This is a genomic window from Bradyrhizobium sp. CCBAU 11430, from assembly GCF_028128855.1.
GTDB classification, from domain to species: Bacteria; Pseudomonadota; Alphaproteobacteria; order Rhizobiales; family Xanthobacteraceae; genus Bradyrhizobium; species Bradyrhizobium ottawaense.
In genome coordinates this window covers 84,340-99,686 of record NZ_LBJV01000063.1, presented here as the reverse complement: position 1 = coordinate 99,686, position 15,347 = coordinate 84,340, and the positions used below count along the sequence as shown (strand labels likewise).

The 15,347-nt window shown below is 65.2% G+C and carries 16 protein-coding genes; 13 read left to right on the top strand and 3 right to left on the bottom strand.

Annotated elements, in window-relative coordinates; genetic code table 11:
* Positions 1-319: 319 nt before the first annotated feature.
* A complete protein-coding gene (locus XI04_RS22855; RefSeq protein WP_049824272.1) occupies positions 320-2,764 on the bottom strand; it encodes a lytic transglycosylase domain-containing protein in 2,445 nt (814 codons plus the stop codon).
* A gap of 279 nt (positions 2,765-3,043) precedes the next feature.
* Between XI04_RS22855 and dapA the strand changes: the two genes are divergently transcribed.
* Genes dapA through XI04_RS22835 form a run of 4 tightly spaced genes read left to right on the top strand, consistent with a single transcriptional unit; the run spans position 3,044 to position 5,523 of the window.
* A complete protein-coding gene (gene dapA / locus XI04_RS22850; RefSeq protein WP_095426319.1) occupies positions 3,044-3,934 on the top strand; it encodes a 4-hydroxy-tetrahydrodipicolinate synthase in 891 nt (296 codons plus the stop codon).
* A 56-nt stretch (positions 3,935-3,990) separates the two neighbouring features.
* On the top strand, positions 3,991-4,404 hold the full coding sequence (mscL, locus tag XI04_RS22845) for a large conductance mechanosensitive channel protein MscL (protein WP_028144386.1): 414 nt from the start codon (positions 3,991-3,993) through the stop codon (positions 4,402-4,404).
* A gap of 59 nt (positions 4,405-4,463) precedes the next feature.
* A complete protein-coding gene (smpB, locus tag XI04_RS22840; protein WP_018320004.1) occupies positions 4,464-4,937 on the top strand; it encodes an SsrA-binding protein SmpB in 474 nt (157 codons plus the stop codon).
* Positions 4,938-4,941: 4 nt separating this feature from the next.
* Entirely contained in the window at positions 4,942-5,523 is a 582-nt protein-coding gene (locus tag XI04_RS22835) for a peroxiredoxin (RefSeq protein ID WP_028144385.1), read from the top strand.
* A 9-nt stretch (positions 5,524-5,532) separates the two neighbouring features.
* Here XI04_RS22835 and XI04_RS22830 read toward each other — a convergent pair whose 3' ends face one another.
* The gene (locus tag XI04_RS22830) at positions 5,533-6,207 is read right to left on the bottom strand and encodes a uracil-DNA glycosylase (RefSeq protein WP_038950895.1); all 675 of its coding nucleotides are present in this window, start codon (positions 6,205-6,207) and stop codon (positions 5,533-5,535) included.
* Positions 6,188-6,832, bottom strand: coding sequence for a LabA-like NYN domain-containing protein (locus XI04_RS22825; protein ID WP_028144383.1), 645 nt, complete (start codon positions 6,830-6,832; stop codon positions 6,188-6,190). Before XI04_RS22825 ends, XI04_RS22830 begins: the two co-directional genes overlap by 20 nt.
* A gap of 330 nt (positions 6,833-7,162) precedes the next feature.
* Between XI04_RS22825 and rpoZ the strand changes: the two genes are divergently transcribed.
* The 9 genes from rpoZ (at position 7,163) to recO (ending at position 15,309) form a co-directional block, all read left to right on the top strand.
* Positions 7,163-7,555 carry a DNA-directed RNA polymerase subunit omega gene (gene rpoZ, locus XI04_RS22820; protein WP_008133017.1) on the top strand — a complete coding sequence of 131 codons (393 nt, stop codon included), beginning with the start codon at positions 7,163-7,165 and terminating at the stop codon, positions 7,553-7,555.
* Positions 7,556-7,759: 204 nt separating this feature from the next.
* Entirely contained in the window at positions 7,760-10,045 is a 2,286-nt protein-coding gene (locus XI04_RS22815) for a RelA/SpoT family protein (protein ID WP_018320008.1), read from the top strand.
* A gap of 45 nt (positions 10,046-10,090) precedes the next feature.
* The gene (locus XI04_RS22810) at positions 10,091-10,843 is read left to right on the top strand and encodes a pyridoxine 5'-phosphate synthase (protein WP_038972469.1); all 753 of its coding nucleotides are present in this window, start codon (positions 10,091-10,093) and stop codon (positions 10,841-10,843) included.
* Positions 10,840-11,259 (top strand): holo-ACP synthase, encoded by a 420-nt coding sequence (gene acpS, locus XI04_RS22805; protein ID WP_028144381.1) that lies wholly within the window; start codon positions 10,840-10,842, stop codon positions 11,257-11,259. Before XI04_RS22810 ends, acpS begins: the two co-directional genes overlap by 4 nt.
* A gap of 249 nt (positions 11,260-11,508) precedes the next feature.
* Positions 11,509-12,273, top strand: a complete 765-nt coding sequence (lepB, locus tag XI04_RS22800; protein WP_018320011.1) for a signal peptidase I — start codon at positions 11,509-11,511, stop codon at positions 12,271-12,273.
* A complete protein-coding gene (gene rnc, locus XI04_RS22795; RefSeq protein ID WP_028144379.1) occupies positions 12,270-13,091 on the top strand; it encodes a ribonuclease III in 822 nt (273 codons plus the stop codon). Before lepB ends, rnc begins: the two co-directional genes overlap by 4 nt.
* Entirely contained in the window at positions 13,081-14,007 is a 927-nt protein-coding gene (gene era, locus XI04_RS22790; RefSeq protein ID WP_028144378.1) for a GTPase Era, read from the top strand. Before rnc ends, era begins: the two co-directional genes overlap by 11 nt.
* A gap of 21 nt (positions 14,008-14,028) precedes the next feature.
* On the top strand, positions 14,029-14,409 hold the full coding sequence (locus XI04_RS22785; protein WP_028144377.1) for a hypothetical protein: 381 nt from the start codon (positions 14,029-14,031) through the stop codon (positions 14,407-14,409).
* A gap of 147 nt (positions 14,410-14,556) precedes the next feature.
* The gene (recO, locus tag XI04_RS22780) at positions 14,557-15,309 is read left to right on the top strand and encodes a DNA repair protein RecO (RefSeq protein WP_028144253.1); all 753 of its coding nucleotides are present in this window, start codon (positions 14,557-14,559) and stop codon (positions 15,307-15,309) included.
* Positions 15,310-15,347 lie beyond the last annotated feature (38 nt).

Genomic DNA, 15,347 nt, shown 5'->3' with positions numbered 1-15,347 from the left:
AAGCGGCATCAGTGCCCGTCAAGACTGCTGCCGCACACTCCGTCCTCATCCTGAGGGCCCGCCAACGGCGGGCGTCTCGAAGGTTAGCTACAGAGGGGGCGCTCCCAAATGCGATTGCTCCGGGGTGGGAGAGGGAAGCTCCGCGCTTCCCATCCCTGGCAGTGGCGCGCGGGCGGAGAGCTGCGCTGGCCGGCGCGGCCGCGCATACGCTTCGCTGGTCTGTCTTTGCAGCGGTGGCGACAGGCCCTTCATCTGCACCGTGAGGCAACGGCAGCGCTCGCCACCCCTGCTCGCGGCTGCGAATCGAAAGAGCGGATCGCTATTCCACGCTGCCGGCGCCACGGCGCAGATCGGCTTCGATCTGTAGCCGTGTGCCGCCGCCGAAGCGGGCGCGGTAGACTTGCAGGTTCTCCATGATCCGCTGCACGTAGTTGCGCGTCTCGGAGAACGGAATCAGCTCGACCCAGTCGACCGCGTCGACCTTGGGGTCGCGCGGATCGCCGTAGCGCTCGACCCACTTCTTCACGCTGCCGCGGCCGGCATTGTAGGCGGCAAAGGTCATGATGTAGGAGCCGCGATAATCCTCGAGCAGTCCGCCGAGCTCGGCCGAGCCGAGCGTGGCGTTGTAGACCGAATCGTTCTTCAGCCGCCCCAGATCGTAAGTCGCGCCGTGACGCTTGCAGACATAGCGCGCGGCGTCGGGCGTCACCTGCATCAGGCCGTAGGCCTGCGCCGGCGAGACCACTGACGGATTGAATGCGCTCTCCTGCCGCGCGATCGCATAGACGATGCTGCGCTCGACGTCGGGACCGATCGGGGTGAACTGCGGAATGCCGTTGACGGGGTAGGCGTAAAAGTCGAACGGCAGGCCGCGATTGAGCGCGGCCTTGCCGAGCAGCAGCATGCCGCGCGCATCGTTGTAGCGCTGGGTCAGCTCGCCGAGGCCGGCGAGTGCTTCGGGATCGCCGTTCTCGCCCATGTCGGCCAGCAGCGGTATCGCCATCTCGCGCTCGTCGAGCTCGTAGAGCAGGTGCGCGGCGCGCACGATCTCCAGCCGCTCGGCGCCGCGGCCGCGCGGCTGGCTGTTGAGCTCGATCTGCGGCAGGCCGAGCTTGGCCCGGGCGAGCTGGCCGTAATAGCTGGTCGATTGTTCGGCCGCGCGGGCATAGGCGTTGCGCGCCTCCTGCTGGCGCCCCGCCGCTTCCGCGGCGCGGCCCTGCCAATAGCCGGCACGCGCCAGCGCGGTCGGATTGACGCTGCCGACGCCGATGCGGGCGAAATGCTGGGTGGCGGCCGCAGGGTCGTTGAGGAAGCGCAGCGCGATCCACCCGGCCGTGAACTCCTGCTCGGTCTTGTAGATGTCGCGCGAGGGCAGTGCGGCGTCGCGCGCGATCAGATAGGCGCTGCGGAATTCCTCGGTGTCGATCATCTTGCGCGCCAAAAGACGCCGCTCGATCCACCATTCGTCGAGATTGTGGAGCCGGTTCGGATCCTTCGGCGCCGACAGCATGAGCTGGGCTGCTTCGGCGAACTTCTCCTCGCGGCGCAGCAGCTGGATCCTGCTGAAGGTGAAGCCGGGGTCGTTGTGCAGCTCGCGGGGCACGGCGTCGAGCAGCGCGCGCGCGTTCGGCGCCTTCTTGACGGCGGCGATGCGGGCCTTGGCGAGTGCGACATAGCCGGCGCCCAGGCGCTTTGCGGCGCGCAGCGCGGCCTCGTTCTCGCTGCCGTAGAGCAGGGTGTCCATCCGCGCCTTCTGGTCGCCCGGCGTCAGCAGGGCGCCGAACTGGTCGAGCGCGTTGTTCTCGGTGTCCTCGGACATCGGATCGCTGCGCCAGGCCTCGCGCACCAGCCGCTCGGCATTGGCGCGGTCGCCGCGCGCCAGCATCGCCTTGGCGAGCGTGAAGCGGCCCTTGGCGGAGATCGGAGATTCGTTCTCGAACCACGACCACGCGACGGAATCGTCGCGCCTGTCGTCCCACATCGCGGCCTCGAGGCGCCGGCGCAGGAAGGTTTGCGACGGCCAGCTCGGATTGGCGGAGAGGAAGGCGCGGTAGCGCTCCACGGTCGCGCCATTGTCCTCGCTGCGCAGGATGATCCATTCCGCGAGTTTTCGCGCGACCGGATCCGAGATGCCCGCTGCGACGCTGCTGGCGTCACCCGCCTTGCGCTTGCGCACGAGCTCGATGACACTCTCGAGGGCGTCCTTGTCACCCTGGGGCGTCGACGACGTCGCAGCGACCGCGGCCGGTATGACCGGCTTGCGCGGCGCGGCATGCTGGCGGGTCGCCGGAGCCAGCACCGGCGCTGCGGCCGGTCTGGCCGCGGGGGCGGAAGGTCTGACGGTGGCGGTCACGGCCGGCGCGGGGGCCGTTTTCGGCGGCGAACCGCTGGCGGCCGGATGCGATTTCGGCGCAGGGGTCGCTACGGCGGGCTTTGCGGCAGGCGTTGCTGCAGGCTTGGGCTTGTCCTTCGCGGGCTCTGTTCCGGCGCTCTTGCCGCCGTCCTTGCCGATCTCCTTGGCCGGTTTCTTCGCAGCGTCCTTCGCCGGAGCGCCAGCGGCACCCTTGCTCGCGCCCTTGCTTGCTCCCTGGCTTGCTCCTTTGGCCGCGTCCTTCGAAGTTTCCTTGCCGGTTCCCTTGGACGAGCCCTTCGCGCTGTCCTTGGCAGCGTCCTTGGCGGCCGGCTTCGCGGTGTCCTTGCCGGCTTCCGCAGGTGTCTCATTGGACTTGGCCAGGGCGGCGCAGCCGACCGACAGCCCTGCCATCAGGCACACGATGAGACCGGTGGATCGCCAGGCGGCACGAGGGAATGAGGTCACGGGTTTGGTCGCCCCGAATCAGTCAAGTGGCTCAAGATCTAGCTGTATTTGATTGAATATGCGGACAAAATACCAACAGCGGCTTACCGCGGGCGGGTTTGCACCACTACCACGGCAAAATCGCGGCCTAAACGGTGCGTCACACGGAAGCGGGCCTTTTACCGGCGGGATAGACCCGATATGAAAGGGGCTTGCTCAAGAGATAGCCGCGTACGGAGGAAGTCCATGGCAGCCAAGACGAAATTCCGGGGGTCGTTCACCGCCTTGGTCACGCCGTTCAAGAACGGCTCGCTGGACGAGGCGGCATTCCGATCCCTGGTCAACTGGCAGATTTCGGAGGGCACCAACGGCCTGGTCCCGGTCGGCACCACCGGCGAGAGCCCGACGCTCAGCCATGACGAGCACAAGAAGGTGGTCGAATGGTGTATCGCTGAAGCCAAGGGCCGCGTGCCTGTGATCGCCGGTGCTGGCTCCAACTCGACCAAGGAGGCGATCGAGCTCGCCCAGCACGCGGAGAAGGCCGGCGCGGGCGCCGTGCTGGTGGTGACGCCCTACTACAACAAGCCGACCCAGGAAGGCATGTACCAGCACTTCAAGGCGATCAACGACGCGATCGGCATTCCGATCATCATCTACAACATCCCGCCGCGCTCGGTGATCGACATGTCGGTCGACACCATGAAGCGGCTGTGGGAGCTCAAGAACATCGCCGGCGTGAAGGACGCCACCGCCAGCATGGTGCGCGTGTCGCAGCAGCGTGCGGCGATGGGCGAGGATTTCAACCAGCTCTCGGGCGAGGACGCGACCATCATCGGCTACATGGCGCATGGCGGCCACGGCTGCATCTCGGTGACGTCGAACGTCGCGCCGCGCCTGTGCTCGGAGTTCCAGGCCGCCTGGGCGAAGGGTGACCATGCCACCGCGCTGAAGATCCACGACAAGCTGATGCCGCTGCACAACAACCTCTTCATCGAGAGCAACCCGGCGCCGATCAAGTACGCGATGTCGCTGCTCGGCAAGCTCGACGAGACGCTGCGGCTGCCGATGGTGCCGGTCTCCGAGCCGACCCGCGTTGCCGTGCGCAGTGCCATGGTTCATGCTGGGTTGATCAACTGATGGGTTGACCAATCGGGGGGGGGCCGTTCATGAGCGTCGACGAGAAGGGCAGGCGGATGCTCACGGAGTTCCGCGAATTCGCCATGAAGGGCAACGTCGTCGATCTCGCGGTCGGCGTCATCATCGGTGCGGCCTTCGGCGCCATCGTCACCTCGCTGGTCGGCGACATCATCATGCCGATCATCGGTGCAGCGACGGGCGGCCTCGACTTCTCGAACTACTTCGCCCCCTTGTCGAAGGCGGTGACCGCCACCAACTTAGCGGATGCGAAAAAGCAAGGCGCCGTACTTGCTTACGGTAGCTTCCTGACGCTGACGATCAACTTCATCATCGTCGCCTTCGTGCTGTTCCTGGTGATCCGCGCCATCAACACGCTGAAGCGGAAGGAAGAGACCAAGCCCGCGGAGCCGCCGAAGCCGTCGGCGGAGGTCGTGCTGCTGACCGAGATCCGCGATCTCCTCAAGAAGTGACGCGCGCGCTTCATCCAAACTGTTAGCATCGCTGCGCATCGCGCTCAGGTTTCGTCGCCATGGCTGAAAAGAACGAACGTCCGATCAAGGTCATGGCGGAAAATCGCAAGGCCCGCTTCAACTATGCGATCGAGGATACGATCGAGGCGGGGATTGCGCTGACCGGCACCGAGGTCAAGTCGATCCGCAACGGCAAGAGCACGATCGCGGAGTCCTATGCCGATTCCAAGGACGGCGAGATCTGGCTGATCAACGCCACCATTCCCGAATATCTGCAAGGAAACCGCTTCAATCACGAGCCCAAGCGGCCGCGAAAGCTGCTGCTGCATCGCCGGCAGATCAACAAGCTGATGGGCGCCGTCGACCGTGAGGGCATGACGCTGATCCCGCTCAAGCTCTATTTCAACGAGCGTGGTCGCGCCAAACTGCAGCTTGCGGTTGCAAAGGGCAAGAAGCTCCACGACAAGCGCGAGACCGAGAAGAAGCGCGACTGGAGCCGGGAGAAGGGCCGCCTGATGCGGGCGAGGGGATAGCGAGATGAACCAACGGAACCTGCTCGAGGTCGATTGGAGCCAGATTCCCGCACCCGAAGACGACGGCGCCGCCGCGCATCTGACCGGCATGACGTTGCCGCCGATCGGCCTGCTCGCGACCAACGACACCTCGGTGACGCTGTCGGCGCTGCGTGGCCGGACTGTGGTGTTCGCTTATCCCCGCACCGGCGAACCCGGCAAGATTTCGTTGGTCGACGATTGGGACATGATCCCGGGCGCGCGCGGGTGCACGCCGCAGACTTGCGCATTTCGCGATCTGTTCGCCGAGCTGAAGGGCGCCGGCGCCTCCCACGTGTTCGGCCTCTCGACCCAGAGCAACGCGTACCAGACCGAGATGGCGTCACGGCTGCATCTGCCGTTCCCCGTGCTGTCGGACGAGAAGCTGGCGCTGACGCGCGCGCTCAATCTGCCGACGATGGAGGTCGCGGGCCTGACGCTGATCAAGCGTCTTGCGCTGATCGTCGACGACGCCAGGATCACGCATGTGTTCTACCCGGTGTTTCCGCCCGACCGGAACGCAGGCGACGTCCTGGACTGGCTCAAGGCCAATCCGGCCAAAGCCTGAACCCGGGCGCTAATCGAGATCGGCCTTCACCTTCGCGAACACCGACCGGAACATGTCCGGCGTCAGCACGCCGGTATTCGTGTTGTAGCGCGAGCAGTGATAGCTGTCGTAGAGCCTGAACGCGCCGGCCTGATGCACGGCGCCGTGGCCGAAGGGGGCCTGCGAGGCCTTCAGGTTCAGCGGCTTGAGCACGCTGTCGTGCGCAATCCGCCCGAGCGCGATGATCGCGCGCAGCTTCGGCATCGTCTCGAGATTCGCGACGAGGAACTGGCGGCAGGTGTTGATCTCAACCGGCAGCGGTTTGTTCTGCGGCGGAACGCAATGCACTGCATTGGCGATCCGGCAGTCGACCAGCTTCAGGCCGTCGTCGGGACGCGCCTGATAGGTGCCCTTGGCAAATCCATATTCGAGCAGCGTGGCGTAGAGCAGGTCACCGGCGTAGTCGCCGGTGAACGGCCGTCCCGTGCGGTTGGCGCCCTGCATCCCCGGCGCGAGGCCGACGATCAACAGGCGTGCCTTGACGTCGCCAAAGGGCGCGACCGGCGCGTTGTGCCACAACGGCTCGCGCGCCCGGTTCGCCTCGCGAAAGGCGACCAGGCGCGGACAGAGCGGACAATTGCGGTCGGGAACGACGGTTGGAGCCTGGCGACTTGACCGGGCCGCCTCACTCCTCGAAGTCGTCATCGCCCCTCGGCGCCACGGTGGTTGCGCGCTGGAGGAATTGCGGGGCGTGGTGGCGGGCCTCGCGATCGCCGCGGTCGCGCGGGGCGGGGCGTTCGGAGGGATCGCGGCCGAGCTTGGATTGCAGCTCGACGAGGTCGGTGAAGACGTCGGCCTGGCGGCGCAGCTCGTCGGCGATCATCGGCGGCTGGCTGGCGATGGTGGAGATCACCGTGACCCGCACGCCGCGGCGCTGCACGGCCTCGACCAGGGAGCGGAAGTCGCCGTCACCGGAGAACAGCACCATCTGGTCGATGTGCTCGGCAAGCTCCATGGCGTCCACAGCGAGCTCGATGTCCATATTGCCCTTGACCTTGCGGCGGCCGGAGGCGTCGATGAACTCCTTGGTCGCCTTGGTGACGACGGTGTAGCCGTTGTAATCCAGCCAGTCGATCAGCGGGCGGATCGAGGAGTATTCCTGATCCTCGATGATGGCGGTGTAGTAGAACGCCCGAAGCAGCGTGCCGCGGCTCTGAAACTCCTTCAGCAGGCGCTTGTAGTCGATGTCGAAGCCCAGAGTTTTCGCCGTCGCGTAGAGATTGGCTCCGTCGATGAAGAGCGCGATCTTGTCGGTAGAGGAAGGTGACATTCAGTTTGCTCGCGTAGTGTTCGTGATTGATCGTTTATTGTTGGCGCGGCGGCAGGAGGCCGCGCAATTGTAGAGTGCCGCTAAAACCCATCGAAACCGCAAATCCGGAGAAGTCGGGGCAAACAAGGTATAGTTATGGCGGACTTTCCATACACCCGGCGCCGCCATCGATGGCAGCCCGGGTAACCACCCATCCCAGCCCCAATGTGGGGGTAGCAGAGCCGTTTGGCGAGGCCAAATCACAAATTGGCCTTGCGAAACCGCCCCAGCCCCTATAACTAGCCCCAATCATCCACATATTTCGTCCCACCCACAACGGAGCGACAGTCCATGGCTCGCGTCACCGTAGAAGATTGTATCGACAAGGTCGACAACCGGTTTGACCTGGTCCTGCTGGCCGCCCACCGTGCCCGCATGATTTCGTCCGGTTCACAACTAACGGTTGACCGCGATAACGACAAGAACCCTGTTGTGTCTTTGCGCGAAATTGCTGACACGACCATTTCGCCCGAGGACCTGCGCGAGGAGCTGGTGCACTCGCTCCAGAAGTTCGTCGAGGTCGACGAGCCCGAGCCGGATACGGTGCCGTTGATCGGTTCCGCGGGCGCGAGCGTCGATGCGGACGATACCGAAGTCGCCGTCGAGCGCATGACCGAAGAGGAGCTCCTGAAGGGACTCGAAGGCCTTGCGCCGCCCGAGGAGCAGCCCGAGGAAGACGAGTAAATCGTCCGTCGCGATCGTCGATGTCTTGTGATTTTATCAAAGGCCCGAACCGGTGTTCGGGCCTTTGCTTTTGTTGACGTTTTCGTGGTTACCATGCGTTGTACTTGGCGATGCGTCCTGTCACTGAATTGATCGGACACAAGCGCGATCGGAGCTAAGATGTATACAGCGGGCCGGCTCGGGCTCGTTTGAAGGCAGGACGGGATGGTATATCGGCGCCGCAGATCCACGCAGATGCAGGCCGCAACCGAATCGGTTGCCGTGGCCCCGACTGCGCCGGTCGCGCGCCCGGCCAAGCCGCGTGCGCGCATGATGCGTCAATATGACCTCGTCGAGCGCGTCAGGTCCTACAATCCCAACACCAACGAAGACTTGCTGAACCGCGCCTATGTCTACGCCATGAAGGCGCACGGCTCGCAGACCCGCGCCTCGGGCGATCCGTATTTCTCGCACCCGCTCGAAGTGGCAGCGATTCTCACCGACCTCAAGCTCGACGACGCCACCATCGTGGCCGCGCTGCTCCACGACACCATCGAGGACACCGAAGCGACGCGGGCCGAGATCGACCAGATATTCGGGCCGGAGATCGGCGCGCTGGTCGAGGGCCTGACCAAGCTGAAGCGGCTCGAGCTGGTGTCGCGCGAGGCCAAGCAGGCCGAGAACCTGCGCAAATTATTGCTGGCCATTGCTGACGATGTCCGCGTGCTCCTGGTCAAGCTCGCCGACCGCCTGCACAACATGCGTACGCTGGATTTCGTGCCGACGGAATCGCGCAGGCGCATTGCCGAAGAGACGCTCGACATCTATGCGCCGCTGGCGGGCCGCATGGGCATGCAGGAAATGCGCGAGGAACTGGAGGATCTGTCCTTCCGCACCCTCGATCCCGAGGCCTATTCGGTGGTGATGCAGCGGCTCGACGCGCTCGCCGAGCGCAACCGCAACCTGATCGGCGAGATCGAGGACCAGCTCTCCAACAATCTGCGCCACCGGGGCTTAGGGGCGCGGGTCTATGGCCGCCGCAAGAAGCCGTTCTCGATCTGGACCAAGATGGAGCGCAAGTCGGTCGGCTTCGAGCAATTGTCCGACATCTTCGGCTTCCGCCTCGTCGTCAACGACATCGAGGCCTGCTATCGCGCGCTCGGCATCGTCCACACCACCTGGCCGGTCGTGCCGGGACGCTTCAAGGACTACATCTCGACGCCGAAGCAGAACGACTACCGCTCGATCCACACCACGGTGATCGGCCCCGGCAACCAGCGCGTCGAGCTGCAGATCCGCACCGAGGCGATGGACCAGATCGCCGAGCGGGGCATCGCTGCGCACGTCTTCTACAAGGAGGGCGTCGGCTCGCCGACCGAATTCCTCAAGCGCGAGTCCAATGCGTTCGCCTGGCTGCGCCACACCATCGGCATCCTTTCGGAGAGTGCCAACCCGGAGGAATTCCTCGAGCACACCAAGCTCGAGCTGTTCCACGACCAGGTGTTCTGCTTCACCCCCAAGGGCAAGCTGATCGCGCTGCCGCGCCACGCCAACGTGATCGACTTCGCCTATGCCGTGCACACCGACGTCGGCAATAGCGCGGTCGGCTGCAAGATCAACGGCCAGTTCGCGCCGCTGTCCTCGGAGCTGCAGAACGGTGACGAGGTCGAGGTGCTGACCTCGGAAGCGCAATCGGCGCCGCCCTCGGCCTGGGAGACGCTTGCGGTCACCGGCAAGGCGCGCGCCGCGATCCGCCGTGCCACGCGGACTGCGGTGCGCGATCAATATGCCGGTCTCGGCCGGCGCATCGTGGAACGCCTGTTCGAGCGCGCCAAGATCGAATACGCCGACGACAAGCTCAAGGGCGCGCTACCGCGGCTCGCGCGCACCTCGATCGAGGACGTGATGGCGGCGGTGGGCCGCGGCGAGATCAAGGCCTCCCACGTCGCGCGCGCGATGTACCCCGACTACAAGGAGGAGCGCATCGCGCGCTACGGCGTCAAGAAAGGGCTTGCCGCCAAGCTCAAGGAGAAGTCGTCGGAGCCGCCGCGCAGCCCGGTCGCGATCCCGATCCGCGGCATCAATTCCGACCTCCCGATCAAGTTCGCGCCGAATGGCGGCGCCGTGCCGGGCGATCGCATCGTCGGCATCGTCACGCCGGGCGAGGGCATCACGATCTACCCGATCCAGGCGCCGGCCCTGAAGGATTTCGAGGAGGAGCCGGAGCGCTGGCTCGACGTCCGCTGGGACATCGAGGACTCCGCGCCGCAGCGCTTCCCCGCCCGCATCAAGGTCGAGAACGTCAACGAGCCCGGTGCGCTTGCCCAGATCGCGACCGTGATCGCCGAGCACGACGGCAATATCGACAACATCAGCATGCAGCGCCGCTCGCCTGATTTCACGGAGACGACGATCGATCTCGAAGTCTACGATCTGAAGCACCTCAGCGCGATCCTGGCCCAGCTGCGCGCGAAGGCGGTCGTCGCCAAAGTCGAACGTGTTAATGGATAGACGTCTTCCGCAGCCGTCCGTCCCCCGATTTCGTGAGTTTCTGAAATGCCCGCAATTCCGCTTCGCCTCGGCGTCAATATCGATCACGTCGCAACCGTGCGTAACGCGCGCGGCGGCCGCCATCCCGATCCGGTGCGCGCGGCGCTGATGGCCATCGAAGCCGGCGCCGATGGCATCACCGCCCATTTACGCGAGGATCGCCGCCACATCCGCGATGAGGACATGGCGCGGCTGAAGGCCGAGATCTCCAGGCCGCTCAATTTCGAGATGGCGGCGACCGACGACATGATGCGCATCTCGCTCGCGACCAAGCCGCACGCGGTGTGCCTGGTGCCGGAGCGCCGGCAGGAGGTGACCACCGAAGGCGGGCTGGATGTGGTCGGCCAGCACAACGCGCTCGCGCCCTACATCGCCCGGCTGAACGATGCCGGCATTCGGGTCTCCCTGTTCATCGCCGCCGATCCCGCCCAGATCGAGATGGCGGCGCGGCTGCGCGCGCCGGTGATCGAGATCCACACCGGCGCCTGGTGCGATGCCGTGGTCGACGGCCACACCGCCAAGGCCGAGGCCGAATGGCAGCGGATCGTGGCGGGGGTGAAGCTGGCGAAGGCCGCCGGGCTGGAGGTTCATGCCGGGCACGGGCTCGACTATGCGACGGCGGAGACGATTGCCGCGCTTCCAGAGATCATGGAGCTCAACATCGGCTACTACATGATCGGCGAGGCACTGTTCGTCGGTCTTGCCGAGACGGTGCGCTGCATGCGCGCGGCGATGGACCGCGGCCGGAGCCGGGCATGATCATCGGCATCGGCTCCGACCTGATCGACATCACCCGCGTCGGCAAGGTGATCGAGCGCCATGGCGAGCGCTTCCTCGATCGCATCTTCACCGCGGCCGAGCGGGCCAAGGCGGAGCGGCGGGCCAAGAACGAGAAGATGGTGGTGGCGACCTACGCCAAGCGCTTTGCCGCCAAGGAGGCCTGCTCCAAGGCGCTCGGCACCGGGATCCGGCGCGGCGTCTGGTGGCGCGACATGGGGGTGGTCAACCTGCCGGGCGGGCGGCCGACCATGCAGCTGACCGGCGGGGCGCTGGCCCGGCTCCAGGCCCTGACCCCGGAGGGGTTCGAGGCGCGGATCGACCTGTCGATCACCGACGACTGGCCGCTGGCGCAGGCCTTCGTGATCATTTCCGCCGTCCCGCTGCCGAAACCCTGAGGGGGCCCGGCGATTTTACGATTTGTGTTGTAAGTCAATAACTTATCCAGTTTTGATGCGATCCTTGATTGCGTGGCCTCCGACAACCGTCTAAAAGTCCGCGGACACAAAATCAGCTTGGGCGAATTCGGCTTTACGCCGGAATTGGCCCTCACTATCAGAATCAGGACAATCTCCTTGCGCCGCGAACCGGTGGGCCGTTCGCGGGAGGAGGGCGCTCTGTGATCGCCGGGCGGAATTGAGAGAGCAATGAGCGTGACTTCAGGAACGAAAACTGAGAGCGGCGTCGGTGAAACGATCCGGGTCGTGATCCACGCTCTCCTGATCGCGCTGGTGATCCGCACCTTCCTGTTCCAGCCGTTCAACATCCCGTCCGGCTCGATGAAGGCGACGCTGCTGGTCGGCGACTATCTGTTCGTCTCGAAATATTCCTACGGCTACAGCCACTATTCGATTCCGTTCTCGCCGCCGCTGTTCTCCGGGCGGATCTGGGGCTCGGATCCGAACCGCGGCGACATCGTCGTGTTTCGCCTGCCGAAGGACGATTCCACCGATTACATCAAGCGCGTGATCGGCCTTCCCGGAGACCGCATCCAGATGCGGGACGGGCTGCTCTACATCAACGACACGCCGGTCGAGCGGCAGCGCATGAGCGAATATGTCGGCGAGGAGCCCTGCGGCTCGGAAGGTGGCGGCATCTCCCGCGTGAAGCGCTGGAAGGAAACGCTGCCGAACGGGGTGTCCTATGAGACGCTCGATTGCGCCGACAACGGCTACGTGGACAACACCAACGTCTACACCGTGCCAGCCGGCCATTTCTTCATGATGGGCGACAACCGCGACAATTCCACCGATAGCCGCTTCCTCGGCCAGGTCGGCTATGTGCCGCAGGAGAATCTGATCGGCCGCGCCCAGATGATCTTCTTCTCCATCGCCGAAGGCGAGCATGCCTGGATGTTCTGGCGCTGGCCGTGGGCGGTGCGCTGGAATCGATTCTTCAAAATCGTCCGATGAAAGACGAAGCCAAGGACATCGCGATCCAACCGACCGAGGCGCAAGCCGCTCCTGAGAGCGAAGCTGCAGCGAAGACGCCTGCAAAGAAGAAGCGGACACGGAGCAGCAAGGCCAAGGGCACCGATGCCAACGCGGCGCTCGAGGCGCGCATCGGCCATAGCTTCGCCGACCCGAATATGCTGATGCAGGCGATCACGCATGTCTCGGCGCTGAAGTCCGGGCGCAAGCGGGGCGACAGCTATCAGCGCCTGGAATTCCTCGGCGACCACGTGCTCGGGCTGGTCGTCTCCGACATGCTCTATCACGCGTTCCCGAACGCCGATGAGGGCGAGCTGTCCAAGCGTCTTGCCGAACTCGTGCGCAAGGAAAGCTGCGCCGACGTCGCCAAGTCGCTCGGTCTGCTCGACGACATCAAGCTCGGCTCGGTCGGCTCCAGCGCCGACGCGCGCCTGCGCAAGTCCATCCTCGGCGACATCTGCGAGGCCGTGATCGGCGCCGTCTTCCTCGACGGCGGGTACGCGGCGGCGTCCGAGTTCGTCAAGCGCAACTGGACCGAACGCATGCACAAGCCGCGCCGTCCCTTGCGCGATCCCAAGACCGTGCTGCAGGAATGGGCGCAGGGCAAGGGACTGCCGACGCCGGTTTACCGCGAGGTCGAGCGCACCGGCCCGCACCACGATCCGCAATTCCGCGTCGCGGTGGACCTGCCGGGGCTCGCGCCGGCCGAGGGCATCGGCGGCAGCAAGCGCGCGGCAGAGAAAGTAGCAGCTTCAGTGATGATCGAACGTGAAGGCGTTGGCGGCGGCAATGACGGCTGAAACAAGCGGCGAGGCGCCCACTGCCACGCGCTGCGGCTTCGTTGCGCTGATCGGCGCGCCGAATGTCGGCAAGTCCACGCTGGTCAACGCGCTGGTCGGGGCCAAGGTCACGATCGTCTCGCGCAAGGTGCAGACTACGCGCGCGCTGATCCGCGGCATCGTGATCGAGAACAACGCGCAGATCATTCTGGTCGACACGCCCGGCATCTTCCTGCCCAAGCGCCGGCTCGACCGCGCCATGGTTTCGACCGCCTGGAGCGGGGCGCATGACGCCGATCTCGTCTGCGTGCTGCTCGACGCCAAGACCGGGATCGACGAGGAGGCGGAGGCGATCCTCACCAAGGCGGCCAGCGTCAATCACGAGAAGATCCTCGTCATCAACAAGGTCGACCTGGTCCAGCGCGAGAAACTGCTGGCGCTGGCGCAGGCCGCCAACGAGCGCATGAAGTTCGCGCGGACCTTCATGATCGCGGCGATCTCGGGCGACGGCGTCGACGACCTCCGCAAGACGCTGTCCGAGATGGTGCCGGCGGGTCCGTTCCTTTACCCCGAGGACCAGATGTCGGACGCGCCGATGCGGCAGCTGGCGGCCGAGATCACGCGCGAGAAAATCTATCAGAAGCTGCACCAGGAATTGCCCTACCAGTCCACGGTCGAGACCGACAAGTGGGAGGAACGCAAGGACAAGTCGGTGCGGATCGAGCAGACGATCTTCGTCGAGCGCGAGAGCCAGCGCAAGATCGTGCTCGGCAAGGGCGGCGCCACCATCAAGTCGATCGGCGCAGACTCGCGCAAGGAGCTGATGCAGATCCTGGACGTGCCGGTCCACCTGTTCCTGTTCGTCAAAGTGCGCGAGAACTGGGGCGACGACCCCGATCGCTACCGCGAGATGGGCCTGGACTTTCCGAGAGAATAACCAAGAAAAGATCGGTATCCGATGAGCGTGCCCAGCAATGTCCGGCGCTTCGAAGCGCTGCTCTATGCGTCGTTGATGCTGGACGCCTTGTCCGTTGCGGTCCAGGACCGCACGCCCAGTGCCGAGGTGACCGAGCAGATGATCATGACGGGGACCTTGCTCGCCGGCGGCATGATCCTGCTCCTGGTCTACTTCGTCTGGTTAGCTGCGCATTGGCGCAAGAACTGGCCGCGCTGGGTGCTGGCGGCGGCGCTCGTGCTGTCGGTGATCTCGCTCGGCCAGATCATCGGGGAGAAGGGAATGGAGCTCGACAGCGCCATCGAGATCGTCTCTTGCGCGCTGACGACGGCAGGCCTGTATTTCTCCTTCAGCGGCGACGCGCAAGGCTGGTTCAACGCGTGAGGTTTCGCGCGGTGCCGTAGGGTGGGCAAAGGCGCGCCCTTGCGCGCCGTGCCCACCACAATCAATTTGCATCGGGTGGATCAAATTGGTGGGCACGCTTCGCTTTGCCCACCCTACGACAGCTCGAAATGCGGTAAGATTCCTCCCATGGAATGGACCGACGAAGGCATCGTGCTGGGCGTGCGGCGGCATGGCGAATCCAGCGCCATCGTCGAGCTCCTGACCCGCGGGCACGGTCGTCATCTCGGCCTCGTCCGCGGCGGCGCCGGCTCGCGGATGCGGCCCTTGCTGCAGCCGGGGAACAGCGTCAGCGCGGTGTGGCGGGCTCGGCTCGACGAGCATCTCGGCACCTATGCCATTGAGGGATTGAAGCTGCGTGCGGCCACGTTGCTCGGATCATCCCATGGCGTCTACGGCGTCACCCATCTCGCCTCGATTGCGCGCCTCCTGCCGGAGCGCGATCCGCATGAGGAGATCTTTGCGCTGCTCGAACATTCGCTCGACGATTTCGAGGATATCGGTGGTGCGGCCGTGCACCTCATCCATTTCGAGCTGGCGATGCTCGCCGAGCTCGGCTTCGGGCTGGCCCTGGAAAACTGTGCGGTCACAGGCGAGACCACGGACCTGATCTATGTCTCGCCGAAATCCGGCGGCGCGGTGTCGCGCGGCGCGGGCGAGCCGTGGCGCGACCGCTTGTTGCGCCTGCCGCCGTTTCTGCGCCAGGGCGAGACCGCAAGCGACCTCACCGAGCAGGATCTCCAGGACGGCTTTCGGCTCACCGGCCTGTTCCTGCTCCGCCATGTGCTGGAGCCGCGTGGACTGGGCCATTCCGACGCGCGCGCGGGCTTCATCAACGCCTTGATCCGGCAGCAGGCGAAGGCGGCAATTCCCGCGCCATGAGCCGAGCGGGACTCTGCTTTGCCTCCGGGCATGGCGTT